The organism is Streptomyces lonarensis (genome assembly GCF_012033735.1).
Lineage (GTDB): Bacteria > Actinomycetota > Actinomycetes > Streptomycetales > Streptomycetaceae > Streptomyces > Streptomyces lonarensis.
Map to the genome: position 1 here is coordinate 1 of NZ_JAAVJD010000060.1, position 25566 is coordinate 25566.

Genomic DNA, 25566 nt, shown 5'->3' on the forward strand with positions numbered 1-25566 from the left:
GCGGGCGGCTGACTGCGGGCGGGTGCGGGCGACGGCGGGGTCAGGGACGGGCGGGGGCGGCGTGCCTCGGCCGGTGGTGCCTGGTCCGGGTGGGTGGGGCGGGCGGGCCCGGGGGCCGTGTGCGGGGCCGGTGGGCGGGCTCGCCGCCACCGGTACCGGGCGGCCGCCTCACCCTCGGGGCGGCTGCCCGGGGTCGACCCGGCGGTTCTCCGGCAGCGCCTTCAGCCTGGTGCCCCGCTCGGCCCGGCGACCGGCGCCGGTCGGTGCGTACCTCGTGCCGTGTCACCCCCGGCAGACGCCGCCCCGGCACGTCGGGGCACCGCGCCCGGGCAGGACGCCCTGGGGCAGCGCGGCCGTCCTGCCCCAGGGGGTCAGCGACGTGCGTGCACCGGTGCCGAGACGACGCGGGTCCCGGGCGCGGGCCCGGTCGTCGCGCGGGCGGCCCGGCAGGTACCGGACTCCGCCAGCGCCGCGGCGACCCGGGCGGCCGCCTCGGCGTCCTCGGCGAGGAACGCGCAGCTCGGTCCCGAGCCGGAGACGAGGGCGGCCAGCGCCCCGGCCTCCCGGCCCGCGGCGAGGGTGTCGGCCAGCGCGGGCCGCAGCGACAGGGCCGCGTCCTGGAGGTCGTTGGCGAGGGCGCCGGCGAGACCGGCCTCGTCGCCGTCGCGCAGCGCCGCCAGCAGCTCGGGGGCCGGTTCCGGTTCGGGGACGGGGGTGTCCCCGCGCAGCCGGTCGCACTCGCCGTAGACCTTCGGGGTGGAGAGCCCGCCGTCCGCCAGCGCGAACACCCAGTGGAAGACGCCGCCCACCGGCAGCTCGGTGAGCAACTCGCCCCGGCCGCGGCCGAGTGCGGCGCCGCCGATCACCGAGAACGGAACGTCGGAGCCCAACTCCGCCGCGATGGAGAGCAGTTCGTCGCGCGGCGTGGCGGTGCCCCAGAGCGCGTCGCACGCCAGCAGCGCGGCGGCGGCGTCCGCGCTGCCCCCGGCCATGCCGCCGGCGACCGGGATGTCCTTCTCGATGTGGACGGCGACGTCGGGACGGCGGCCGTGGTGCGCGGCGAGCAACTCCACAGCACGCCAGGCGAGGTTGGTCGCGTCGGCCGGTACCAGCTCGGAGCCGGGCCCGACGCAGCTGACGCGCACGCCGCCCGTCTCGACGCCGCCCGTCTCGATGTCGGCCGTCTCGATGTCGGCCTCGGTGACGGTGACGCGGTCGTGGAGGTCCACCGCGAGGAAGACGTTCGCCAGGTCGTGGTACCCGTCGGGCCGGACCGGGCCCACGGCGAGCTGCACGTTGACCTTGGCCGGTGCGGTCGCGGAGGCGGAACGCGGCGCGGCGCCGGGCACGGGCCCGCCCGCCGGACCGCCCGGGGTCCGCGGGTCGGGCGCGCGCTGCGGGTCGGGCGCGGCGGCGGTGGCCGACGCGGGGCCGGGCTCGGGACGTGCGGTGGTCACGCTGCCTCCTCGGTGGCGCGCCGCGGGCCGTTCTCGGCGATCCGGGCGAACTCGTCCACGGTCAGTGCCTCGCCGCGTGCCTGCGGGGAGACCCCGGCGGCCGTCAGGGCCGCCTCGGCGGCGGCCGGTGATCCGGCCCACCCCGCCAGCGCCGAACGCAGCGTCTTGCGGCGCTGGGCGAACGCCGCGTCCACCACGGCGAAGACCTCCAGCCGGGACGCGGTCGTCGCGGGCGGGTCGCGACGGACGAGCGACACCAAGCCGGAGTCGACGTTCGGCGCCGGCCAGAAGACGTTGCGCCCGATGGCGCCCGCACGGCGGGTGTCCGCGTACCAGGCGGCCTTCACCGACGGCACGCCGTAGACCCGCGAGCCGGGCGGGGCGGCCAGCCGGTCGGCCACCTCGGCCTGCACCATCACCAGCGTCCGCTCGATCGACGGGAACTGCGCCAGCATGTGCAGCAGCACCGGAACGGCGACGTTGTACGGCAGGTTCGCGACCAGCGCGGTCGGCGCCGGGCCGGGCAGCTCGGTGACGCGCATCGCGTCGGCGTGCACCAGGTCGAACCGGTCGGCATGCTCCGGGGCGCGGGCGGTGACGGTGGCCGGGAGGGCCGCCGCCAGCACGTCGTCGATCTCCACCGCGGTGAGGTGCCCGGCCGCGCGCAGCAGCGCCAGGGTGAGCGAGCCGAGGCCCGGGCCGACCTCGACGACGGCGTCGTCCGGGCCCACCCCGGCCGCACGCACGATGCGGCGGACGGTGTTGGGGTCGATCACGAAGTTCTGGCCGCGCTGCTTGGTGGGCCGGACGCCGAGCACCGCCGCCAGCTCGCGGATGTCCGCGGGGCCGAGCAGTGCTTCGTCGGAGACGGCTGCCGCGCCGGGGGCGGGGGTGCTGCGCGCTGCGGTCGCGGCGGCCGCGGAGTCGTCGGCGGGGCGGCCGGTCGCGGGGTCGTGGGTCGCGGGGTCGGCGGCGGTCGCGCTGGCAGCGGCGGGGTCTTCGGGGGGCGGGGACGTCACCCGTGCAGTTTACGGGCGGGTCGGCACCGCCCTCCCGGCCGCCGGGACGGGGGCGGGGCGAGGTGGTGGCGGACGCCGGGCGCGGGCGGGCGGCGGGGCGGGCGGACGCCGGGTGCGGGGATGGCGCCGGTCACGCCACCGGGGTCCGGCTCAGATCGGTGCGCGCGTGCGTGCGCGTCCGCAGCACACCGGGCGGGCGGAGACCGAGTACAGCACCTCGACGCCGCCGAGTCCGCACACCCGGTCCGGCCCCCGGGTGTTGACGCTCACCGGCCGCCCCTCCCCCAGCGCCCCGGCCTGCACCCGCTGGTACGCGTCGTCCGCCGCCCAGCCGCGCAGCACTCCGGCCGGGTCCCAGCTCGTGGCGGCGGCGGGTCGTAGCGCCTCGCTCGGCGCGGGCCCTTCCCCCGGGCGGGGCGAGAGGGCACGCGCCAGCCGCTCGGCCTCCGCACGCATCCACGCCAGGGAGTCGGCGGGCGTGGCCGTCCAGCCGCTGCCGAGGTACCACTCGCCACCGGCGTCGGGGCAGCGCGCGACGCTCTCGTTCCAGTAGCCGCACGGCCCCAACCGCGTCGGCGGGAGGCCCACCGCCCGGTCCGCCGGCAGACCGGCCCGGGGCGCATCGTGGCGCCCTGACCCGGGTGCCGGCGACGCCGCTCCTCGCAGATGGCGCTCGACGAGCCGCCGCAGCTCGGCGTTGCGGCGCCGCAACTCCCCCAGCGACGGAATGCCCTCGCCGTCCCGCTCACCGTCGCTGCCGTCGGCCGCTGTGGCGACGTCGAGCGGGGCTCCGGCGCCGGACGGGTCGGCGGGCGGCGCCACCTGTCCGGCGCCCGTCACGACGCGGCCCGGGGTGCGCGCCGGACGCCACCGAACGACGCCGCGCCGCCCGCAGCTCTCGCGCCCCGGCGACACCACGGACGGCGCACACCAACCGGAACACAACCATCCGGACGCGCACCGACGGTCGACGGCCACGACGGCACGTCGCACCAGGTGGGGCGGGCGATGAGTCCCACGAGCAGCTCCTCGTTCTTGCGGCGTCGAACGGGTCGCACACCCGCCATCCGATCGCCTGCTGTGCCTGATCACTCACAGCCTGCGTTCGGCGCGCCTAGCCTGGAAGCCGTCCGCGATCTACATCGGACGCGTCAAACGGGAGGGGAAAGCAGCATGGGAGAACGAGAGCCGTACGCCGCCGAGTTGCGCGCACGCAGGGACGGCGCGGGACTCACCCAGAAGGACCTGGCGGGGCTCCTGCTCGTCCACCACTCACTGGTGGCCCACTGGGAGGCCGGACGCCGCAAGCCCTCCTACCGCGACGCGCAGCAGCTGGACAAGACGCTCGACACCGGCGGGACCTTCGAACGCTTCCTCCGCGAGACACCCTTCGCCCGCCACTTCGAACGCGCCGCCCTCGCGGAACAGCCCGCCACCCGTATCGAGGAGTACGCACCGGTCTACGTTCCTGGATTGCTCCAGACCGCCGACTACGCGCGAGCCGTCTTCGTGGCGGCCCGGATGTACTGGCCGGAGGAGCTACTCAAGGAACGTGTGGCGAACAGGCTCAAGCGAGCGGAAGTACTCAAGCGGGATCTGCCCGAACTCGGCTTCATCCTCAGCGAAGCCGTGATCCGCATCCCCATGGGCGGCGCCGCAGTCATGGCAGACCAGCTCGCGCACATCATCGGGCTGATCCGGTCCGAACGCATTCGCCTTCAAGTGGTGCCGCTTGCCCACGGAGTGCACGCGGCCATGGGATCGATGGTGTGCCTCATGAAGTTCGCGGATGCACCGGACCTGGCGTACGTGGAGGGGCTGCACTCCGGAACAGTCATGGACGCCGACTGCCCGGAAGAGGTCCAACTCTGCCGCGACGCGTACGATTCAGCGAGGACGGCAGCCCTCCACCCGGATGCGTCCCTGCGGCTTCTCGAAACCGTCATGGAGGAGTACAGATCCCATGTCCGCACCCTTCAGTCTCAGCAGCACTCGTTGGCGGAAGTCGAGCTACAGCGGCGGGGATAACGGCTCCTGCGTCGAGGTGGCGGACGGCATCCCCACCCACCTCCCGGTCCGGGACTCCAAGAACCCGACCGGCGCGGCACTCACCATCCCCAACGCCACCTGGACGGCCTTCATAGCCGGCCTGACCACCAGCACTCTGGGCCCCGGAGCGCGACGGGACACACGGTGACCGAAATGCCGGAGTTTGGCAAAGTAAGTAAAATCCACCTCCCCGCCACCTAAACCCGCAGGTCGCGCACTCTGCTCCCCACGCACGTGGGGGTGTTCCCTGGCACGCGCTGGTCTCGCACTCCGCGCCGTCCTGCTCCCCACGCACGTGGGGGTGTTCCCGCGCTGCGCGAGCAGCGCAGGACCTGGCCGGACTGCTCCCCACGCACGTGGGGGTGTTCCCGGCGGGTGGCTCGGCATCCTTAAGCCCGGTGTCTGCTCCCCACGCACGTGGGGGTGTTCCCGGAGGGGCACGCCATGGCCACAGCCGCCCGCGCTGCTCCCCACGCACGTGGGGGTGTTCCCGCGGCCCGGGATGCAGCCCGCGGGGCACTCAACGCGGCGACTGCTCCCCACGCACGTGGGGGTGTTCCCACGGACGGCAAGGGCAAGCGACCCCAGGCGCCCTGCTCCCCACGCACGTGGGGGTGTTCCCGCGGAGCCGATTGACGGGCCCGGCCGGGCGCCCTGCTCCCCACGCACGTGGGGGTGTTCCCTGGCCGTCCTTCAGGCCGTCGGCCGCGCCGACCTGCTCCCCACGCACGTGGGGGTGTTCCCGCCGGACAGGCGGCCGACGGTCACCAGCAGGTCTGCTCCCCACGCACGTGGGGGTGTTCCAACGCGACGCGCTCGTGCGCGAGCCCCGGACTTGCTGCTCCCCACGCACGTGGGGGTGTTCCCGAGGCGGACGACCTCCTCGACACGTTCAGCGACTGCTCCCCACGCACGTGGGGGTGTTCCAACCCCGGTCCCGACCCCAAGCGGGTCCGGGCCCTGCTCCCCACGCACGTGGGGGTGTTCCCGCGCGCAGCTGCTCGGCGGTCGCGGCCGAGGCCTGCTCCCCACGCACGTGGGGGTGTTCCCGCCCCAGCGGGACAGGGTGCCGCTGGCGGAGTCTGCTCCCCACGCACGTGGGGGTGTTCCCAGGCGGATGCGGGAGATCCTGGACGAGCTCACCTGCTCCCCACGCACGTGGGGGTGTTCCCCTCAGGATTCGGTCCGTCCCGAGATGGCCCGCCTGCTCCCCACGCACGTGGGGGTGTTCCCGAGGCCGCGGGTCTCGCGGTCCGGGCCGGTGCCTGCTCCCCACGCACGTGGGGGTGTTCCCGTCACCGACGCCGACCTCGACACCGCCGCGGCCTGCTCCCCACGCACGTGGGGGTGTTCCGAGCCGCTTCGTACCGGGCCTCATGCTCGTCCGCTGCTCCCCACGCACGTGGGGGTGTTCCCGACATCGAGAAGCGCCAGGCGCTCAACGGCGGCTGCTCCCCACGCACGTGGGGGTGTTCCCTGCACCGGGCCGCGAGTGCCGGTGAAAGGCGACTGCTCCCCACGCACGTGGGGGTGTTCCCTGCTACTTCCGTAGCGGCGTGTCCGGCGCACACTGCTCCCCACGCACGTGGGGGTGTTCCCACGGGCACTCCCGGGTACGTGGATCTGACGCACTGCTCCCCACGCACGTGGGGGTGTTCCCGGCACCGGGACCCCCACCCCCGGGGCCGTTGCCTGCTCCCCACGCACGTGGGGGTGTTCCCGCCGGCTGCCCGATGACTCGCTTGGACCGGTCCTGCTCCCCACGCACGTGGGGGTGTTCCCCCCCGCCTCCTCATCAAGGTCGGCGAAGTCCCCTGCTCCCCACGCACGTGGGGGTGTTCCCGGCACCGGCGCAAGCGCGATCCGCCGGGAGCTCTGCTCCCCACGCACGTGGGGGTGTTCCTGCCGTCGGCCCAGGCGTCCCCGGTCGGGGAGGCTGCTCCCCACGCACGTGGGGGTGTTCCCCGGCTCACCGCCGGCGAGTTCACCACCTACGCCTGCTCCCCACGCACGTGGGGGTGTTCCCGCCCAGTGGACGCAGCGCGCGGTGTACTACCTCTGCTCCCCACGCCCGTGGGGGTGTTCCCTCGCCGAACGGGGGACCCCCGTCGCCCCGTTCGCTGCTCCCCACGCACGTGGGGGTGTTCCTCCCAAGGCGTTCAATCCGCTTGGCGCCGATCACTGCTCCCCACGCACGTGGGGGTGTTCCGATCGGACGCTACACGCTGACCACCACGGGACGCTGCTCCCCACGCACGTGGGGGTGTTCCCAGCTGCTGCATCGCGGCGTGGACCTCTTGGCGCTGCTCCCCACGCACGTGGGGGTGTTCCGTCGGTGGGGGTTGCCGCGTTGCGGACGATGGTCTGCTCCCCACGCACGTGGGGGTGTTCCTTTGAGCACGGCTCTCCTAAAGCCGGTGTCGCACTGCTCCCCGCACGTACGCGAGCCGTTCCAGCAACGGACTCATGATCCGTCGGCAGTGGGTTCCTGCTGCCCACGCGCGTGGGGTGTTCTCCTCGACCTCCGGCGCCGGGCTGCTGCCTTGGTGCTCAGGACGCTCGGGGAGGCCGAGCGCGCAGACTCCGGCGCCGCTTGCCCGCCGGCCGGGCGAAAGCTATCCAGCGACCTGCTGTTCACGAGGCAGCTGCTCCGGGGTTCGGGAAACCCTGTCCCTCATCGCTGCGGCAGGATCTCAGCGGATGTGTGGCAGGGAGGCCCACGTCGTCCGCACCGATGCGGTGTCCTGCTTCGTCGACCGCCATCGCCCGCCGCAGGCAAAAGAAATGCCGACCGGGGCGGGTCCAGGACCCACCCTCCCGCAGGGCGAGAGGGGGAGCGCCCCCGGTCGGCGACCGCCCTTTCAACGAAAGGACGATCAGGTTACACCCGTCAACACCGCCGTGCTCGAGCGCAGTTGAATTCAGGCAGCACACCCCTTGCACCGGCGTTCATCCGGACACGGGGCCGCAGGGCGGCGGTGGGCGCGGCCGGGGTCAGTTGCCGAAGCGGCGGCGTTTGGCCGCGTTGCTCCAACCCTGCTTCGGCAGGCCCGTGGTCCGCTTGCGGGTGGGGCGGTGGATCAGGGTGAGCCCTTCGTGGTCCACCGGCTCCCAGGCGTGCTCGTGGGTGCGGAAGGTGAAGCCCTGCTCGGTGTCGGTCTGGTAGGCGAGGAGCGCCCGCCCCTTGTCGCGGTAGGTCTGCACCTCGTCCCACAGCAGGTCGCGGATACGGGCGCTGGTCGAGCCGAGGAAGACCCCCGGCGAGACCTCCAGCAGCCAACGGGTCAGGAACCCCCGCAGGCCGGGCGGGCAGTTGGTCAGGATGATGACGGTCACCAGATCGGCTCGTCCCCGTCGTGGTTGCGCCCGGCCTCGACCTCGGCGCCGCCGTCCGACTGGAGCGTCACCCGGTCCTGGCCCCGGCGTGCCCCGTCCGCAGCAGCGTCGTAACGCAGCAGCTGTCCGATGTCGCGCACGCAACGCTCCAGCAACCCCGTCTCACGGATGCGGTCCCGCACCGCGCGGCGGGTGCGGGAGCCCATGTCGTGGTCGCCCTCCGCCGCGGCGTCGAACGCGGCAGGGATGCCGATCTCCGTCTTGTACAGATCGGCGATGTCGTAGACGAAGGAGCGCTCGTGGCCGGAGTGCACGAAGCCCAGCGCCGGGGAGCACCCGAGGGCAGCCACCACCGCGTGCGCTACGCCGTACATGCACTGGGCCGCTGCGGTGATGCCCTGGTTGGGGGCGTCGGCGGCGTCGAAGTCCTCGCGGTTGTACTGCCGCCGCACCCAGGGCACTCCCGTGCGCGCGGACTCCCGCCGGTAGCAGTCCTTGACGCGTTTGCCCTCGGCGCTGAGGAGCTGCTGCCTGGTCTTCCCCGACGGGTCCTCGTCGGGGAACCGCAGCTTGTACATGTCCCGGGCGACCTCCAGCCGGAGGCGCTGGTTGGCCCAGGCGTTGGCCTGGGCCTCGGCCAGGCCGGAGGAGCGCGAGAGCGCCCGCCCGCCGGCGTAGAAGCGGACGCCGTGCTCCCCCAGCCAGACGACCGCGGCACCGCTGTCCCCCAGGACCGCCATCGCCTGATGCGTGATGGTCGTTCCCGGCCCGAGCAGCAGCGCGCCGATCGTGGCGGAGGGGATGTACCGGACTCCGTCCGGGTCCTTGGCGGTGAGCGCGTTGTCCTCTCGGTTGACGACGCAGCGTTCCAGGTAGACGAAGGACAGCCGGTCCCCGATCCGCCCGAGCTCGTGCGGGGAGGACGCCCCGCGGCGGCTGACGGTGCTCATGCTGCTCCCACCACCGGGGCGAGCGTCAGGAGACCGCAGCCGTAGGCCTTCTCCTTGCCGATGCCCTGGGTCAGCGCCTTGCGCAGCGCAACGGGGTCGGTGACACGGAGGCGCCCCTCGAACGTCACCCGGGTGAAGCGCACGGAGTTCTTCTCGTCGGCCGCGGCGCCGCGCCCGAAGCTCTGCGGCGAGTGGTCGCGGACCAGGAGCTCCAGTTCGTCGCCGCTCTTCAGCATGCGACGCTCGGGCGGCTTCTCCACCACGGCGAAGCCCAGCGCCTCCTGCCGCTTCAGCAGCCAGCCCATCTGGTGCGCTGGGGTGCGGTGCGCGGTCCGCTTGGTCGGTTCACCGTCCTTGCGGCGGGCGGCGTGCACCGGGTTGGCGGTGAGGCGGAACGCCCACCGGTCGTCCGCTTTCAGGCCGTCGAGGAACTCGGCGTAGCCGTAGCTCTGCCAGTGCGGCCCGTCGGCGTGCGGCCAGCCGGCCTGCTCGACGAGGTGGGTGAGGTCGGGCCGGCCGGGGCTGACGACGAAGAGCGTGGCGCGACGGTTGGCCTCGCGGTCCACCCGCCACAGCACCCGGGGGCCGCCGCCGTCACGAGGCGGCTCCTCGGGGAACGACGCGTTGACCGCTCCGTGCACACGGTGGGGGCTGGCGAGCAGCCGTCGCGCGTCCGCACGGGCGGTGTTGATGCGGAAACGGGTCAGGTACATGGTCACCTCGGCCAGGGGTCGGCCGCGCCTGGCGCGGCGGTGCCGTCGGCCGCGTCCACGGCGGTCAGCAGGGCGGTCGGGTCGTGGTCGGGTACACCGGGTCGTGCCACCTGCCGGGAGCGGACACCGCGCAGCGCGTACCGGCGGTGGTTGTCGTCCCAGCTCTCGGGCAGATCGCGGATGGTGCGGTCCGGCTGCTCGGCCCCGACCGTCTCGATCAGCAGCTCCAGGCGGGGTTCCTGCGGGGCCTCCCCGTAGGGCCGACGTCGCTCCTCCCGGCGGCGGTACCACGAGGACGCCTGCCACTCCGCTCCGGCGAGCACCCCTTCCAGCTCACCGGTGCGCGGCGGCCCCATGTCAACGGGGCGGGCCGGCGGGCAGGAGCGCCGCCCGAGGAACGGCAGAAAGACGGGAGCGAGCAACGCCCGGTGCAGCTCGGCCAGCAGCTCTGCGTCACCCTCCACGGCGGCGACAAAGACGGCGTCGGCCAGGTAGAAGCGCTCCGAGACCGGCATCGACTTCTGCGAGACCTGGTGCTTCGCCGTCTGGTAGTCGCGCAGGCGGTCGCCGGGCTGGTCGATGCGGACGCCGAAGCGCAGCGCCGCCAGATCGTCGACGGGTGTGGATCGGCCGCGCCCCTGGGCGGCGGCGAGCATGCCCAGGACGCCGCTCTTCGTCGGGGCGTTCTCGGTTCCCCGGCGAGCGAAGCGGGCCGAGGCCCCCCAGGACTGGAGGGGCCCGGCCAGGCGCATCAGCAGGACGGTCATGCGCCCGGCGCCAGTCGTGCCGCGACGGCCGCCTCGACCTGGTCGAGCAACTCGGCGAGGTTGACGCTCTCACCGAGGTCCTGGAGGGAGCGGGCGCTCTCGCCCACGCAGAACACCCAGGTGCGGTCGGTGTCGGAGACGCCGTAGGCCGCCTCCACCTCGTGGATGTGGTCGGCCAGCTTCTCGCAGCTGCGGCGGAGGTACCCGCCGGTCCCGTCCTCGTTCAACGTGACCGGCTCCTCGAAGGCGGTCACGAAGTTGACGGGCCGGCTGTCGCGGAGCTTGACGACGACGGCCGTGGGGCGCGTCAGGTTGGCGAAGGTGTTGGACTTGCCGGAGGGGATCGAGTTGACGAACGCGTCGAGGAAGACCCGGACCGCTCGCTGCGCGGGCGTGCTGGGCGTCTCGCCGAGGTCCACGCCGGCGCCCAGGGTGCGGTGGAGTTCGCCGACGTTGACGGCGGCGTAGCGGTAGAGGGTGGCTGAGTTGAAGTCGATGGTGCCGATCATCCCGGCGCCGCTCTCGTCCTCCCGGTTCCGGTCGTCGACCGCGGTGTAGTAGTCGGACTCGATCTCGGTGGCGTGGGTGGCGATGGCGTGGGCGACCTGGGTGGCGGCGTCCACGTTGAGGTCGGCGGAGTCCGCGACCATCCGGCCGAACAGTGCGATGTCGACGGAGTGACGGCTGTTGACGGCCCGCTGGGCGGCGGCCTTGTGCGCCTTGTCCTTCAGGTGGGTCTTCAGCGCCTCGACATCGCCGCCCTCGCTGCCCCGGAGGGCGATGGCGGCGAGGGCGTCCACCTGGCGACGGCCGAGGAACATCAGGTAGCCGGACTCCGGCGACTCCTGCTTCGCCTCCTCGTCCTTCTTCTTCTTGCGCCCGGGCACCTCGACCTTGATCCCCGCGGTCTTGATCACCTCGGCGGCCATTTCGACGGCGGCCTCCTGGGAGACCGAGCTGTCGAGCTCGACGATGCGATCCGCGACGGCGTCGACGATCTTCTTGGTGCGCTGCCCCAGCTCGCTCGTGGGCAGCAGCTCCTCGAAAGCCTTGCGGGTGGCTCGCTTCCAGGCCTGGCTGGAGACGCGGGCCCGTCGCACGCCGCCGTAGGTGGCGGTCTTCGGGGTGCCGGTGTCGTCACGGTTGATGTTGCTCGGGGGCACGTTCTGCAGGACGTGGATGTCCAGGATGGCGCGGTTCATGTGGGCGTCCGATCGTGGTGATGAGTCGCGGGAAGGCCCGCCGTGGCCGTCGGGTCACGGCGGGTTGGAGGTCTCGGGGCGGGGCGGTGGTTCAGGCGGGTGCGGCCGTGGCGCCGCCGGCATCGCGAGGGGCCGGTACGGTGTCGGGCCGGCTGCCCCGGCGGCCGGTGTGGTGGGTGAACTCGCGCCCCCACTGGCGTCGCACGAGGTCCCGCTGGGACGGGTCCAGCCAACTGGTCAGCTGGTCGGCCAGCAGTCCGTGGTCGAAGGGGATGTCGCGGGCCCGCAGCAGCAGCACGATCTCGCGCAGCCTGACGGTCAGCGGTTCGAGGGCGGTGGCGGTACCGACCCGGAGGAACCTCTTCCGGACGGTCTCGCTGATCTCCTGTTCCCTTCGCGGCGCGGTCTCGCTCGTCTCCGCGGTGTTCGCCTCGGTGGGCTCGCTCTTGGGCTGTTCGTCCCGCGGTTCCGGAACTGGCTCCGCACTACCCGCCTTGACTCCCGGCGGCAGTGTGGCGAGCGTCCGGACGGCGGCCCCGAACGGGATGCCCTGGACGTACATCCTCTTCTTGCGCTCCGACTGCTGGTGGAGCGCGTACAGCGTCACCGCCAGGTGCATCGCCTCGTCCTCGCGGGCGACATGCCGGGGGCCGCCGACGAAGTGGCCCTCTTCACCGTCGTGCTGCCGCATCCGGGCCAGCGACTCCAGCCCGACGATCCCCCACTCCACAGGCGAGTCGTACGCCGGTCGACCGACACCGCGCCGCAGTTGGGCGAGGGCCGCGACGGCGGACGGGACGTCGGCGAGGTACTGGGACTGGAGCGGGGTGATCCTGCTGCGGACGGCTTCGCAGACCCGCTCGCCGGGGCGGCGCTGCTGCTGTGGCGGGGCGGGCAACGACCCTGACTTCGCGGTGGAGGCCTCGGGGGTTGTCGTCACGGTGCGGCCTCCTGGTCGGCGGCGGAGAGAGAAGAACCGGCCGGGTCGAGAGGACCCGTCTGCTCGGGGGATGGGGACGGCGCCGGAAGCAGCGGCGAGGCCGATCCCGGCGGTGGGTCGTCCGCACGTGGTGGCACCGCGCGCGGCAGGTGGTTGCGGAGCGCCCGGAGGAACCACAGCTCCGCCTGGGCGTCGTTGACGAACCGCTTGCCGGACCCGGGCACGTCCGCCCAGCGGCCCTCGGACGCGGTCGCGCCCGCCGTGTTGAGGAGGGGGCGCCCGAGGCGGAGCATCTGCTGCCGGGCGATGGCCTGCCAGGCCGGACGGGCCTGCTCCTCCGGGTCCTCGACGTCACCGAGCCCGGCCAGCCAGGCGCGGAACGGGCCGTCCAGCGCGCCGTAGCCGAGATCGCGGGCCGTGGCCGTCGGACCGTCCGGGGACGAGCCGACCGCGCGGGCGAGATTGCCCGCGAGGTTGCCCAGCGCCCGCACGGCCTGGTCGGCGTCCTTCACCGCCGCCAAGGCGGTCGCCGCGTGCTCACGGCCCAACGGCTCCGGCCGGTCCTCGGTGGGTACGCAGTCCAGCAACAGCATCGGCAGGAGGACGGAGTCGTCCACCATCTCGTCGATGACGGACTGCTGCGTCCCGTAGACGGCGCCGACGGTCCGCAGCCGCAGCATGCCGCGGGTGGGCTCGAACTTCGCCTCCACAGCGAGCAGTCGCAGCCACCGCACGACGCCCGAGGGCAGGTGGTCCGCGCCGTCGCTCTCCTGGTGCCGGCCTGAAGGGGCGGCCGTCGAGGGCAGCAGGGCTTCAAGCCCCCGCCACGCGGCGCGGGCCGGGTCGTGGTGCCGCGGCATGTAAACCAGCGGAAGCTTCTGCTTCTTCTCCTGGGTGGGGCTGCGCCGCCACCCAGTCATCGGCTCCAGCTTCCACGGCGCGGCGGCCTTCAGCGGGTCCCCGTAGCCGAGGACGACGCCGGTGACCCGGCTCTCCTCGGTGACCAGCCGCACCCGTCGCGTCTGCCAGGTGTAGAGGTCGCGCAGCCCACGTGGTGAGCGGCCGCCCTCACCCTTGGCCGCGCCAGCCGGGCCGTTCGGCGGCAGGCGCCACGCGGGAGCGTCGGGCACGGGATCGAGGGTCGACGACTCGAACTCCAGCTCCTCCTGCGGCACGAGGTTCAGCAGCAGCGTCTCTCGCAGCGACTCCCCCTCGGCGTGGACACCGCCCAACTCGCCCGCCGAGCCCACCCCCAGCGGGTAGACCCTCCCGCCCTTGACACGAGGGTCGCCCACCATGCCCGACTTGATGCCGGAGGTGTCGAAGGCGTGAGCGTGCACCAGCCAGCGGGCGGCCTCGGCGGGCGTCAGGTCACTCGCGCCCGGCTTCCGCATCGAGAAGAACGCCTCCCCGTTGGGGACGTCCGCCACGATCCGGTTGAGCGCCGAGGGCTCGTCGGAGCCGGTACGCAACCCGGCGACCTGGAAGAACGGCTGCTCGGGATGGAAGAGGTCGAAGCGGTGCCGGTGCGCTTCGAGGTACGGCAGCACCGGGGCGAACGGCTCCTCTGCGTGCCAGAGCTCGAACCAGTCGTCGATGCTGCTCGGCCCGTCGAGCGCGTCGTGGAGCGCGGCGAGCAGCAGTCGCAGCAGCGCCATGTCCTGGGTGGGGAGGTCGCCGACGAGCCGCCGGATGGTGGCCGCCTCTAGGAACACGCCGGTGAGGGACACCGTCGCGAACGTGCCGTCGGTGCGCAGGACGGGAAGCCAGGGCTCGGTCGTGAGGTCGAACGGGGCGGCGGACCCGCCCGTCGTGGCCGTCACAGCTGACCGCCGAGCGCCCGCAGGGCACCGCCCGGAGCCGCGGCGAGCCAACCGCGTGAACTAGTACGCATCGGTGTTTTCTCCGTCGTCCTCGGAACCATCAGGACGGGCCACCCGCAACCCGTCCTTCTCGTCGTACTTCAGCTGAAAGCCTGTCAGACGGGTCTGACAATCCTCGTCGAGCACGAGGACCAACTCGCCCGCCAGCCACGGACACTCCTTGACCTGCCACCCGGGGAAGGCCTCCTGCTCCAACTCCTGGATCGTCCGGTCGATGGCCCCCGGGTGGCACAGCACGCGCGGAAGCGTCAGCGCGCTGCCCGCCACCGCTTTGGCCGCCTTCACGGGCGGCGGGAAGTCCGTCGGCAGCGACAGCCCGCCGTCACCGCGCCGCAGCCAGGGAAGCGTGCGCAGACTGCCGTCGGCGAGGCGCTGCACCACCAGCACTTCGAGGTTCTCGCCGCTGTCCCGGACCTGCGCCCGGCCGGTCGGCGAGTCGTCGGCGTCCCCGACACCCGCGGCCAGCCACCCGAGCAACGGACGACCGTGGGACTTGACCGGCCCGAGCAGGTACGCGCCCGCTCGCTCTTCCGACCTCGCCAGTTCCCGGCGGTGGCGCTCCCGGGCGGTGGCAAGCGCCTCCTGCCAGGCCCCGGGCCCGACGGCTTCGTCGCCGTACGCCGCCTGCACCAGCGGGCTGATGGCGTCCGGCAACGCCAGCGGCTCGCCGTCCAGGTGCGGCAGCAGAACCGCCAACGACCGCAGCAGGGCGTGGTCGCCGTAGACGGCGCGGCTGCCCGGGGCGGCCTGCGGCGGCAGCGCATCCCAGTCGACGCCGGTGATCAGGCAGCGCGCCGCCCGCAGCCGTGGCGGCCGCGTCCGCGGGTGCCGGTGGAGCCGGCCGATCCGCTGCAGGACCAGGTCGACGGGGGCGAGGTCGGTGACCAACAGGTCGAAGTCGACGTCCAGCGACTGCTCGACGACCTGACTGGCGACGACGATGTGCAGCCCCGGCCGGGTCGCACCGTCACGGCCGAACCGCTCCCGCAACCCCGTGTCGCGCGCCGCGCGGTCGGAGGCGACGAACCGGGAGTGCGCCACGGTGACGTTCTCGTCCCCGAAGCGCGCCCGCAGCGCGTCGGCCGCCTCCAGCACCCGGTCCACGGTGTTCCGGACCACGAGGGCGCACCCGCCGTCGGCCAGCGCGTCCGCCAGGGTATCGCCGAGCAGGTCGAGGTCGTCGCCCAGCCGCTCGACCGCGACGGCGGTCTCCCGCCCGGCCGCCGCTGCGGGCCGCGCCGTCAACCGGCCACCTCCGGGCCACGCCGCCGTGATCAGCGGGTACGCCGCCTCCTCGCCCCCGCGCCCGTCCGATGCGCCTGCGCCGGCCGGGACCACGTGGGTGGTGCCGCCCGCGTAGGCGGCGGTGAGCGCCGCGCGGCGCCCGGCGGGCAGCGTCGCCGACAGCAGCACCACCGGCACGCGGTACGCCGCCAGCCATGCCAACGCCCGGTCGAGGTAGCGGCTCATGTAGGCGTCGTAGGCGTGGACCTCGTCGATGACGACGACCTTCCCCGCCACGGCGAGATGCCGCAGCGCGAGGTGCCGGCTCTTCAGGCCGGCGAACAGCACCTGGTCGACCGTGCCGACCGCGAACGACGCGAGTAGCGACTTCTTCTTCGCGCGCAGCCACTGATGCGCGTGCAGGCCCGCGGGGCGGCGGCGGGCCTGGGCCCGTCCGTGGCCGCTCGTGTCGATCTCGTCGCATGCCTCCATCTCCACGGCGGCGACCGTGCCGGAACTCTGCCGGAGCATGCCCGCCCACGTGTCGTTGAAGGCGGCCTTCCCGTGGGTCAGCACCACCGACTGCGGCCCATCCAGCGGCAGGTGCTGCAGCCACTCCAACAACCTGGGGAACATGGCGTCGCTGGTGGCGCGCGTCGGCAACGCCACCAGGCAGCCGCCCGCACCGGAGCGCGAGGCCAGGATCTCGACCGCGGCGAGAGCGGCCTCGGTCTTGCCCTCGCCCATCGGCGCCTCGATCACCAGGAGGCCGGCCGGCTCCATCTCCCGCGCGACCCGCACCGACTCCGCCTGCACCGGACGGATCGCCGGACCTCCCGGACTGGTCGGGAAACTGAACCGGGCCCCGAAGAGATCCGCAGCCGAGCCTTTGGCCTCCGGTGCCCGCCAGGGCGCCGGAAGGTCCAACCCACGCCAGGCAGCTTCCAGTCGGCGCGCCTCACCGACCTCTCCGGCAGGCTGCCACGACGCCGAGTCGTAGGGAAACAGTTCCGGCGAGCTGGCGATCCAGTCGGAGACGATCACGACGGCCGTCACCAGCACCTGCGCCGGCTGCGGAAGCCGCACCCTCCCCCAGTTCCGCAACCGGTCGGTGACTCCGGCCAGTTCGGCGCAGCCCTCCAGAAGCTCCCGCTGCACGCCCTGCCAGACCGCCCGCGCGTCGCCCCGGTGGTGGAGCAGGTCCGGTCGCTGCTCCAACGCCTCGTACGCTTCGTGCGTCGGGGGTGTGCCGTGGTGACCGCCGGCGATCACGCCGAACTGCAGCGTGTTGCGGGCGGCCACCCCATGGCGCTCGGTGATCCACTGCTCGATGAGGAGCTGCCCGGCCAACCCGTGCGGGGCAAGCTTCCGGTCGTCGCCGTACTCCTTGGCGGTGAGCATCCGAAGGCCGGCGTCGCGCATGTGCCCGGCCCGGTCCTCGACCTGGCAGGCGAAGGCGGGCGTGGCCTTTCCGATGTCGTGGCTCGCCGCGGACCACACGACCAGCCGCCGCCCATCGGCCTCACCATCCGGAAGCGCCGCGGCGATGCACGCCCGGATCGAGTCGGGCAGCCACTCGTCCCACAACCGGCCGGCGACGGCGCCGCTGTCCGCCATGTGCCGCCACAGGGGCAACCACGCGCCGTTCAGCGTGCCGGCCTGATCCGTCTTACCCCAGGCGGCACGCGCCGCCACCGACAGCGTCCCCAACGGCGTCCAGCGCCCCTCGCCGCCGCCGAACGCATCCCCGAATTCATCCCCGAGAGCAGACATGACTCCCCCGAAAGAAGTGGTGCTGATGTGGGGGTACTGCACAGTGTGCGGCACGAGACGGAGCCGCCGGAGCAATTCTCGGCACATCAGGGAAAGTCGAGCGCCACTGCACCGCCGCGTGATATCAGCGCTCGCGGCGTACACCCGGCGCAGGGGGCGGCTGAGGTGAGCCCGAGCCTGCACCTGACGCGTCTTCCACTACCGTTGCGGCATCACCCGAACGGACGACAGCGACGGACGACAGCAGATGACGGTGGACGGGAATCGAAAGAAGGGCTTAGGTTCGCTATGCCGGAGTTTGGCAAAGTAAGTAAAATCCGTTCCCCCGGCACATGAACCACCAGGTCGCGCACTCTGCTCCCCGCGCCTGCGGGGGTGTTCCCGCCGCCGCCGCCCGCCGGGCAGCAGAGGCGGCCTGCTCCCCGCGCCTGCGGGGGTGTTCCCCGCTCCGGCGGATCGTCCGGCGGGGGCTCGGGCTGCTCCCCGCGCCTGCGGGGGTGTTCCGCACCGGTGGACGTGGGACGAGCGCGGCGCCATCTGCTCCCCGCGCCTGCGGGGGTGTTCCTGTCTCCGAGCGCCGGGGCGGACTCCGGCTTAACTGCTCCCCGCGCCTGCGGGGGTGTTCCCCACGGCAGTCCTGGAGGACATGGCCGGAGCCACTGCTCCCCGCGCCTGCGGGGGTGTTCCACTGCATATCGGTGCCAGTGAGACTGTCGAGCCGCTGCTCCCCGCGCCTGCGGGGGTGTTCCCTTAGGAAGCTACTGTTGAGCCATCAGGTCAGGCTGCTCCCCGCGCCTGCGGGGGTGTTCCCTCGGCAAGGTCGCTGTCGTAGGCGCGCTGGGTCTGCTCCCCGCGCCTGCGGGGGTGTTCCCCCGGACACCGCCCCCCAGCGCCGCGCGGTCGCCTGCTCCCCGCGCCTGCGGGGGTGTTCCCGCGGGGAGACTCGGGTCTCCGGTGCGCCACACCTGCTCCCCGCGCGTGCGGGGGTGTTCCCTGTCAGCGCGCGGATGCTGCCCACGATCCCGTCTGCTCCCCGCGCCTGCGGGGGTGTTCCGTCCGGCATCGGCGGTGGCCGCAGTCCGGCCTCCTGCTCCCCGCGCCTGCGGGGGTGTTCCAACGGCGATGATCTCCGCCATGGCCACGCCCATCTGCTCCCCGCGCCTGCGGGGGTGTTCCCGATGGTCGCGCGGGAGTAGCGGCGGACGTACCCTGCTCCCCGCGCCTGCGGGGGTGTTCCCGCCGAAATCGCGGACCTCGCGAAGCTGCTGGACTGCTCCCCGCGCCTGCGGGGGTGTTCCCGGGCACTGTGGGTCGCCGACAAGGTGCGGACCCTGCTCCCCGCGCCTGCGGGGGTGTTCCCCGGCAGGGCCAGGCCGCCTACGGCACCGGCTCCTGCTCCCCGCGCCTGCGGGGGTGTTCCCGCCGCCGGCTGGTACACGGCCAGCAGGAGGCGCTGCTCCCCGCGCCTGCGGGGGTGTTCCCCGCCTCGTGGACGACGCGCGGCTGGACGTCCACTGCTCCCCGCGCCTGCGGGGGTGTTCCCGGGCGCTCCAGCCACCCCACGGAGAAGCCCATCTGCTCCCCGCGCCTGCGGGGGTGTTCCCGAGAAGGCGCACGGCATCGTGACCGGCCTCGCCTGCTCCCCGCGCCTGCGGGGGTGTTCCCAGCTGGTCCCGCAGAACACGGTCGACACCTACCTGCTCCCCGCGCCTGCGGGGGTGTTCCTGCCGCTCTGGCCGATGTTCGCGCGGCGCCCCGCTGCTCCCCGCGCCTGCGGGGGTGTTCCCTTCGAGGGCATCGCCAACGTCTCCGGCATCCACTGCTCCCCGCGCCTGCGGGGGTGTTCCCGCCGGGCGCCCCTGCGGAGCCTTCTGGCGGAGCTGCTCCCCGCGCCTGCGGGGGTGTTCCCTTTCGGCGTCGGCCCGCTGTCGTTCGTCGCGGCTGCTCCCCGCGCCTGCGGGGGTGTTCCCTGCCTTGCCGCTTGTCCGCTGCCTACACGGTGCTGCTCCCCGCGCCTGCGGGGGTGTTCCCACGGGGCGCGGGACGGAAGCTTTCGACCAGGTCTGCTCCCCGCGCCTGCGGGGGTGTTCCCGGACCTCACCGTCGCACCCCAGCGGGTCGACGCTGCTCCCCGCGCCTGCGGGGGTGTTCCCCTCGTTGTGAGTCTTACGGGGGAGGCTGATTCCTGCTCCCCGCGCCTGCGGGGGTGTTCCCGCGGGGGATCGTCACTGGACGCCGGGTTCCGGCTGCTCCCCGCGCCTGCGGGGGTGTTCCCGAGGCGATGGTCATGGCGACGATGGCCACGCCCTGCTCCCCGCGCCTGCGGGGGTGTTCCCGCCCACGCAGTCCTCGGGCTCCTCAGCCCGGACTGCTCCCCGCGCCTGCGGGGGTGTTCCCCTGCCGAAGATCGCCGACCTGGTCGGCCCGCGCTGCTCCCCGCGCCTGCGGGGGTGTTCCCTGGCCGACGACCGGGACGTTACCTTCATCGTCCTGCTCCCCGCGCCTGCGGGGGTGTTCCCTCGCTGGCCAGCTTGACCACCGGGAGAAGGGCCTGCTCCCCGCGCCTGCGGGGGTGTTCCTAGCGCGCTTTCAGCCGCTCGTCCTCGGTGTTCACTGCTCCCCGCGCCTGCGGGGGTGTTCCCACCCAGCGCGGGAAGCGGCAGCGGCCCATGCACTGCTCCCCGCGCCTGCGGGGGTGTTCCCGCCTTCGCCCCCTCCACCTCGCCGGGCGTGGCCTGCTCCCCGCGCCTGCGGGGGTGTTCCCCACCGTCGGCGGTCGGCTCGTTTACCGGCGCTCTGCTCCCCGCGCCTGCGGGGGTGTTCCCGATCGCCGGTATGCCCCGGTATGCCTGCCGGCCTGCTCCCCGCGCCTGCGGGGGTGTTCCCTCGCGGCCCGGTTGAAGGGGAAGTCCAGGTCGCTGCTCCCCGCGCCTGCGGGAGTGTTCCCAGTGCTACGAACCAGGCTACGAGCCTTGAGGGCTGCTCCCCGCGCCTGCGGGGGTGTTCCCTGGGTGACCAGCAAGTTCGAGGACATCGGCAACTGCTCCCCGCGCCTGCGGGGGTGTTCCCCCCAGGATGGCCAGGAGCAGGATCGCGCCGATCTGCTCCCCGCGCCTGCGAGGGTGTTCCCATCGCACCCCGCAGCGCCTGCGCTGCCCGTCACTGCTCCCCGCGCCTGCGGGGGTGTTCCCACGAGATGGACTGGCGCACCCGCCGCATCCAGCTGCTCCCCGCGTCTGCGGGGGTGTTCCCTCGCCCAGCGCGAGGCGCAGCTCACCGCCCAGCTGCTCCCCGCGCCTGCGGGGGTGTTCCCCGGCGCGACGGGACGCTGTCCCGCTCCCGCCCCTGCTCCCCGCGCCTGCGGGGGTGTTCCCTGGCAATCCAGCGAGAAGCGGCCCGGCGTCACCTGCTCCCCGCGCCTGCGGGGGTGTTCCCGACGCCGTCGCCGCGCTCGAAGTCGCGGAGGACTGCTCCCCGCGCCTGCGGGGGTGTTCCTGAAGTGCAGGCCGGTGAGGGCGAGACGGGCATCTGCTCCCCGCGCCTGCGGGGGTGTTCCTTAGGCGCAGGAGTTGCTCCCGCTGGTTGTCGTCTGCTCCCCGCGCCTGCGGGGGTGTTCCCGAGGGGCTGTTCGGCAGCACCGAGCGCACCGCCTGCTCCCCGCGCCTGCGGGGGTGTTCCCGCGGCGAGATTGCATGCTTCACGCACCCCCCGCTGCTCCCCGCGCCTGCGGGGGTGTTCCCATCAGCAGGCCGACCAACACGTTGCGGACGCCCTGCTCCCCGCGCCTGCGGGGGTGTTCCCCCACGACGCCCGCTTCACCGACGACGCCGGCACTGCTCCCCGCGCCTGCGGGGGTGTTCCTTTGAAGGGCCGACCGTCCTTGGGCTTGGCGCGCTGCTCCCCGCGCCTGCGGGGGTGTTCCCGTCACGGTCACCGACTTGAAGCGCTCGTCGCTCTGCTCCCCGCGCCTGCGGGGGTGTTCCCCCGCCCCGGGGCGTCCCTGTCCGCGCTCATCGCTGCTCCCCGCGCCTGCGGGGGTGTTCCCAGCATCGGGAAGTCGGTGGACGAGTTCGACTCGCTGCTCCCCGCGCCTGCGGGGGTGTTCCCCGCCACAGCACCTCGCCGCCGGCAAACCGCAGCTGCTCCCCGCGCCTGCGGGGGTGTTCCCTCGCGGTGCATGTCCGGACTGTCGTGGGCGGTCTGCTCCCCGCGCCTGCGGGGGTGTTCCCGCGATGGGGGACCACGGCGCGACCACGGTCGACTGCTCCCCGCGCCTGCGGGGGTGTTCCCACCGCCGATTCGCATTCCGCGGGTCACCGACTCTGCTCCCCGCGCCTGCGGGGGTGTTCCCGCTCAGTCATCTCGTCTCGGAGTACAACAAGACTGCTCCCCGCGCCTGCGGGGGTGTTCCCGTCCGCGAGGTCGCGGACGGCGAGGACCCGAACTGCTCCCCGCGCCTGCGGGGGTGTTCCCGATATTTCGGCACAGCGGGACGACCGGGGGAACTGCTTCCCGCGCCTGCGGGGGTGTTCCCGGCATACCTCTCGCCGGGCACGTGGCCGGCCGCTGCTCCCCGCGCCTGCGGGGGTGCTCCCCTGCGCCCGGTCGGACACAACGACGAACTCAACTGCTCCCCGCGCCTGCGGGGGTGTTCCCATGAACTCCCGGTTCCCGATGAACAGGGCGGGCTGCTCCCCGCGCCTGCGAGGGTGTTCCCGATGACCAGGTCGTTGCTCTGCTTGAGGCGCGCTGCTCCCCGCGCCTGCGGGGGTGTTCCCAAGGCCGGGACGTTCCCGGCGGCCAACACGTTCCGCTCGCCGCGCCTGGGGCCGACACAGGCGGAGGCGGGCCGAGCGCGCCCGGGGCCCCTCGACGCGCGCGGCGCCCGCGCAACGCGCGTCGTCAGATGCGGAGGGCGCGGGCGGTGTTGGCGGCGATGTGGGTGGCGAGGGTGGTCTCGTCGGTGGCGCGGACCTCGGCCATGACGCGGAGCGTGTAGGGGATGAGGTACGGCGCGTTGGGGCGCCCGCGGTAGGGGGCCGGGGTGAGGAACGGGGCGTCGGTCTCGACCAGCAGCAGGTGGTCGGGGACGACGGCGAGGGCGTCGCGGAGCGGCTGCGCGCTCTTGAAGGTGACGTTTCCCGCGAAGGACATGTAGTGGCCGGCCTCGGCGCAGCGGCTGGCGAAGTCGGCGTCGCCGGAGAAGCAGTGGAAGACGGTGCGTTCGGGGGCGCCCTCGTCCTCCAGGACCCGCAGGACGTCCTCGTGGGCGTCGCGGTCGTGGATGACGAGCGCCTTGTCGAGTTCCTTGGCGAGCGCGATGTGGCGGCGGAACGACCGCTCCTGGGCGGCGCGGCCCTCGTCGCCGGTGCGGAAGTGGTCGAGGCCGGTCTCACCGATGGCGACCACGCTCGGGTGGGCGGCGAGTTCGGCGATCTCCGCGAGTGCGGTGTCGAGCGCCGCGTCCCCGCCCTCGGCGGCGAGGCGCGGGGCCTCGTTGGGGTGGAGCGCGACGGCGGCGTGGACGGCGGGGTGCTCCTCGGCGGTGGCCACCGCCCAGCGGGCCCGTTCGACGTCGCAACCGATCTGCACGACCTGGGTGACGCCGACGGCCTCGGCCTTCGCGAGCGCCTCGGCGACGGTCGTCTCCTGCATGTCCAGATGGGTGTGCGAGTCGATCACGGGCACAGCCAGCGGGAGGGGCGACGGCGGGGTCTCGGCGCGTGCGGCCTGGGCGGTCTTCGACATCGGCATGGTCCCGATCCTAGGACGCCCGGCGCGTGCGCCGGTCATCCGGCGTCGGGGGTGGCGCGGCTCGCCTGCGGCGGCACGGCCGAGGACACGGTTCGCGGGCGGCCGGGCGGGGTCGCACGGCCGGGGGCTGTGCGGTCCGGGGTGGCGCCGTGGCGGAGTCCGCGCGGATGGCGCCGGCACGCGGCGCTTCCGCCGGGCGGTGCGGACGACCGAGGATTGTCAGAGGGGTCGTCGACAATGCGGAGCAGAGGGTCCGGGGAGGTCCGGGCCGACCGGCTGCGAGGGGGCGCCATGCTGGTTGTCGAGAACGAGAGGGCCGCGGGTCGGGAGTTCCTGGCCCTGCTCTACCGGGACGACTACTTTCCGGACCGGCTGCTGGACAAGGGCAGGGAGATCCTGCTCCGGCTGTGCCTGCGGATCGAGACGGAGCAGCCGGCGGATCTCGCCACGCTGTACCCGATGGCCCATGCCGCCACCGAGGAGTTCAACACCCTGCAGGACGAGTTCTTCGCCGCGGGCTCGGAGTTCGAGACGGTGGCGCGGGACGAGATAGCCGGGGAGTTCTGGTTCGTGGCGCAGACGTACGGCTTCACCGACGCCGACCTGGAGGAGCTGGTCGCCCCGCGCGACTGGTGACGGACGGCGGGGCGACGGCTCTGCACGCGACCGCCGGCCCGGGACACCGCGGCCCGCTCGGCGGTACCGCTGCCGTCAGGCACGCGGCCGCCGAGCGGGCCGGGGCGGGGTGCGCACGTGCCCGGGCACCAGGGGTGTCCGGGCACGGAGGGGCGCACCGGTCGGCGGGAGCGTCAGTGGCGTCGCCACCAGGAGCGTCCGCCGCCGGCGGGCTCGCCCTCGTGGTGCCGGTGGCGGTGGTGGGCCGGCTCGGCCGGCTCCCGCGCCAGGGCGGCGGACTCCGCCGCCTGCTGCTCGGTCTCGTGCGGCGGGTCGGCGGGTTCGTCCACGGCGAGTCCGCCCGACGGCAGCCAGCTGGAGGCCCGTTGCACGGCGCGCACGGTGCCGGCCTGCATGACGCGGATGCGGTGGCTGCCGCAGCTGAGGCAGGTCAGCCGGGTCAGCGGTGACGGCACCCGCTCGGTGCCGACGTAGTACAGGACGTACGGTCGGCCGTCCTCGTCCTGATGGTGCTCTATCTGGAAGGTCTGTTCCCAGCCGTACGTACATCTGAGACATACGAAGGCGTAGGACTCGGACACGGTTTCGCGGTTCTGGTCGCTCATGACGCACCTGCGCTCGCGTGAGACGTCGTCTTCTCAGCGCACGGCGCGCCCGCGCGCCCTATGCCCCAGTATGCGGCTTTTTCTTCGCGGCGACCACAGCGTCGAAGACCTCCCGCTTGGGCAGCCCCGCCTCGCGCGCGACCTCGGCGATCGCCGCCTTGCGGTGCTCCCCGGCCTCCTCGCGGGCCGCGACGCGCCGCACCAGTTCGGCCTCGTCCGGCTTCTCCGCGACCTCGGTCGCGCCGGTCACCACGACGGTGATCTCGCCGCGTACGCCCGCCTCGGCCCAGGCCGCCAGCTCGGCGAGGCTCCCCCGGCGCACCTCCTCGTAGGTCTTCGTCAGTTCCCGGCAGACCGCCGCGCGGCGGTCCGACCCGAACGCCTCGGCCATGGCGGAGAGCGACGCGGCGAGCCGGTGGGGCGCCTCGAAGTAGACGAGGGTGCGCCGCTCGTCCGCGACCTCGCGCAGCCGCCCGGCGCGCTCCCCCGCCTTGCGGGGCAGGAATCCCTCGAAGCAGAACCGGTCGACCGGCAGCCCCGAGAGCGCGAGCGCGGTGAGGACGGCGGACGGGCCCGGCACCGCCGTGACACGGACGTCCGCCTCGACGGCGGCGGCGACGAGCCGGTACCCGGGGTCGGAGACGGACGGCATGCCGGCGTCGGTGACCAGCAGCACCCGGGCGCCGCCCGCCAGCTCCCGGACGAGTTCGGGGGTGCGGGCGGCCTCGTTGCCCTCGAAGTAGGAGACGACGCGCCCCGTGGTGTGGACGCCCAGCCCCTGGGTGAGACGGCGCAGCCGGCGGGTGTCCTCCGCCGCGATCAGGTCGGCCCGCTCCAGCTCGGTCGCGAGCCGCGGCGGCGCGTCGGCAAGGTCGCCGATCGGGGTACCGGCCAGCACCAGGACGCCGCCCTCCCCCGCGCCGGCGGCGGCCGCCGGTGCCTCCCCGGCAGCCGGTGAGGTCCCCGGCTCCCCGACCGCGGCAGCGGCCGCGTCAACCACGGCGGCGTCGGCCGCGGCCGTGCCTCCGCCGGCGCCGAGGTCGCCGGGGAGCCCGGCGGCGGAGTCGTCGTGCGGGTGATCGGCGGAAGGCGTTGCGGCAGTCACCCCGCCATCCTCGCAGGGCGCCGCGGCCGCGGATGCCAAGATGGCGTCGTGGACGCCCCCACCCCAGCCAACGACGCCACCGACCGCCGCCCGGAGCCGCCCCACCGGCCCGGGCCCCGGGCAGCCGCCCGGCCTGCCGCCGCATCCCGGAGG

The 25566-nt window shown here is 73.8% G+C and carries 17 protein-coding genes and 2 CRISPR repeat arrays; of the genes, 3 read left to right on the forward strand and 14 right to left on the reverse strand.

Features of this window, described 5'->3' with window-relative positions; translation table 11 throughout:
• Positions 1-371: 371 nt before the first annotated feature.
• The 3 genes from HCN56_RS10435 to HCN56_RS10445 form a co-directional block, all read right to left on the reverse strand.
• A complete protein-coding gene (locus HCN56_RS10435) occupies positions 372-1349 on the reverse strand; it encodes a 4-(cytidine 5'-diphospho)-2-C-methyl-D-erythritol kinase (RefSeq protein WP_167969619.1) in 978 nt (325 codons plus the stop codon).
• Between the two features lie 104 nt (positions 1350-1453).
• Positions 1454-2311: a 16S rRNA (adenine(1518)-N(6)/adenine(1519)-N(6))-dimethyltransferase RsmA gene (rsmA, locus tag HCN56_RS10440; protein WP_209312582.1), complete on the reverse strand. Its 858-nt coding sequence runs from the start codon at positions 2309-2311 to the stop codon at positions 1454-1456.
• Positions 2312-2626: 315 nt separating this feature from the next.
• On the reverse strand, positions 2627-3316 hold the full coding sequence (locus HCN56_RS10445) for a hypothetical protein (protein WP_167969599.1): 690 nt from the start codon (positions 3314-3316) through the stop codon (positions 2627-2629).
• A gap of 333 nt (positions 3317-3649) precedes the next feature.
• Here HCN56_RS10445 and HCN56_RS10450 point away from each other — a divergent pair, with 333 nt between their 5' ends.
• Together HCN56_RS10450 and HCN56_RS10455 are read left to right on the forward strand one after the other, a co-directional pair.
• Positions 3650-4504 (forward strand): helix-turn-helix domain-containing protein, encoded by an 855-nt coding sequence (locus tag HCN56_RS10450; RefSeq protein WP_167969601.1) that lies wholly within the window; start codon positions 3650-3652, stop codon positions 4502-4504.
• A complete protein-coding gene (locus HCN56_RS10455) occupies positions 4440-4673 on the forward strand; it encodes a DUF397 domain-containing protein (RefSeq protein WP_167969603.1) in 234 nt (77 codons plus the stop codon). The genes HCN56_RS10450 and HCN56_RS10455 overlap by 65 nt, the downstream gene beginning before the upstream one ends.
• Positions 4674-4744: 71 nt before the next feature.
• A CRISPR array of direct repeats spans positions 4745-6917; the repeat unit is 28 nt; unit sequence CTGCTCCCCACGCACGTGGGGGTGTTCC.
• Positions 6918-7519: 602 nt separating this feature from the next.
• On the opposite strand, the gene cas2e is transcribed toward HCN56_RS10455, so the two are convergent.
• From cas2e to HCN56_RS10495, 9 genes are all read right to left on the reverse strand, one after another.
• Positions 7520-7861, reverse strand: a complete 342-nt coding sequence (gene cas2e, locus HCN56_RS10460) for a type I-E CRISPR-associated endoribonuclease Cas2e (RefSeq protein WP_167969605.1) — start codon at positions 7859-7861, stop codon at positions 7520-7522.
• Positions 7858-8811, reverse strand: coding sequence for a type I-E CRISPR-associated endonuclease Cas1e (gene cas1e, locus HCN56_RS10465; protein WP_167969607.1), 954 nt, complete (start codon positions 8809-8811; stop codon positions 7858-7860). The genes cas2e and cas1e overlap by 4 nt, the downstream gene beginning before the upstream one ends.
• A complete protein-coding gene (gene cas6e / locus HCN56_RS10470; protein ID WP_167969609.1) occupies positions 8808-9524 on the reverse strand; it encodes a type I-E CRISPR-associated protein Cas6/Cse3/CasE in 717 nt (238 codons plus the stop codon). Before cas6e ends, cas1e begins: the two co-directional genes overlap by 4 nt.
• Before the next feature lie 2 nt (positions 9525-9526).
• On the reverse strand, positions 9527-10291 hold the full coding sequence (gene cas5e, locus HCN56_RS10475; protein ID WP_167969611.1) for a type I-E CRISPR-associated protein Cas5/CasD: 765 nt from the start codon (positions 10289-10291) through the stop codon (positions 9527-9529).
• Positions 10288-11493: a type I-E CRISPR-associated protein Cas7/Cse4/CasC gene (gene cas7e / locus HCN56_RS10480; RefSeq protein ID WP_167969613.1), complete on the reverse strand. Its 1206-nt coding sequence runs from the start codon at positions 11491-11493 to the stop codon at positions 10288-10290. The genes cas5e and cas7e overlap by 4 nt, the downstream gene beginning before the upstream one ends.
• A gap of 91 nt (positions 11494-11584) precedes the next feature.
• Positions 11585-12433: a type I-E CRISPR-associated protein Cse2/CasB gene (gene casB / locus HCN56_RS10485; RefSeq protein ID WP_167969615.1), complete on the reverse strand. Its 849-nt coding sequence runs from the start codon at positions 12431-12433 to the stop codon at positions 11585-11587.
• Complete coding sequence (gene casA / locus HCN56_RS25775; RefSeq protein ID WP_209312579.1) at positions 12430-14256, reverse strand: type I-E CRISPR-associated protein Cse1/CasA; 1827 nt, start codon at positions 14254-14256, stop codon at positions 12430-12432. Before casA ends, casB begins: the two co-directional genes overlap by 4 nt.
• 60 nt (positions 14257-14316) lie before the next feature.
• Positions 14317-17313 carry a CRISPR-associated helicase Cas3' gene (gene cas3 / locus HCN56_RS25780; protein WP_209312580.1) on the reverse strand — a complete coding sequence of 999 codons (2997 nt, stop codon included), beginning with the start codon at positions 17311-17313 and terminating at the stop codon, positions 14317-14319.
• A 354-nt stretch (positions 17314-17667) separates the two neighbouring features.
• A CRISPR array of direct repeats spans positions 17668-22091; the repeat unit is 29 nt; unit sequence CTGCTCCCCGCGCCTGCGGGGGTGTTCCC.
• Positions 22092-22215: 124 nt separating this feature from the next.
• Positions 22216-23067, reverse strand: a complete 852-nt coding sequence (locus HCN56_RS10495; protein WP_167969617.1) for a TatD family hydrolase — start codon at positions 23065-23067, stop codon at positions 22216-22218.
• 291 nt (positions 23068-23358) lie between these two features.
• Between HCN56_RS10495 and HCN56_RS10500 the strand changes: the two genes are divergently transcribed.
• Positions 23359-23703 carry a DUF5713 family protein gene (locus HCN56_RS10500; protein WP_376770861.1) on the forward strand — a complete coding sequence of 115 codons (345 nt, stop codon included), beginning with the start codon at positions 23359-23361 and terminating at the stop codon, positions 23701-23703.
• 173 nt (positions 23704-23876) lie between these two features.
• On the opposite strand, the gene HCN56_RS25785 is transcribed toward HCN56_RS10500, so the two are convergent.
• Both HCN56_RS25785 and rsmI read right to left on the reverse strand, forming a co-directional pair.
• Positions 23877-24308, reverse strand: a complete 432-nt coding sequence (locus HCN56_RS25785) for a hypothetical protein (protein WP_209312581.1) — start codon at positions 24306-24308, stop codon at positions 23877-23879.
• Positions 24309-24366: 58 nt separating this feature from the next.
• On the reverse strand, positions 24367-25209 hold the full coding sequence (rsmI, locus tag HCN56_RS10510; RefSeq protein WP_167969623.1) for a 16S rRNA (cytidine(1402)-2'-O)-methyltransferase: 843 nt from the start codon (positions 25207-25209) through the stop codon (positions 24367-24369).
• Between the last annotated feature and the right edge of the window lie 357 nt (positions 25210-25566).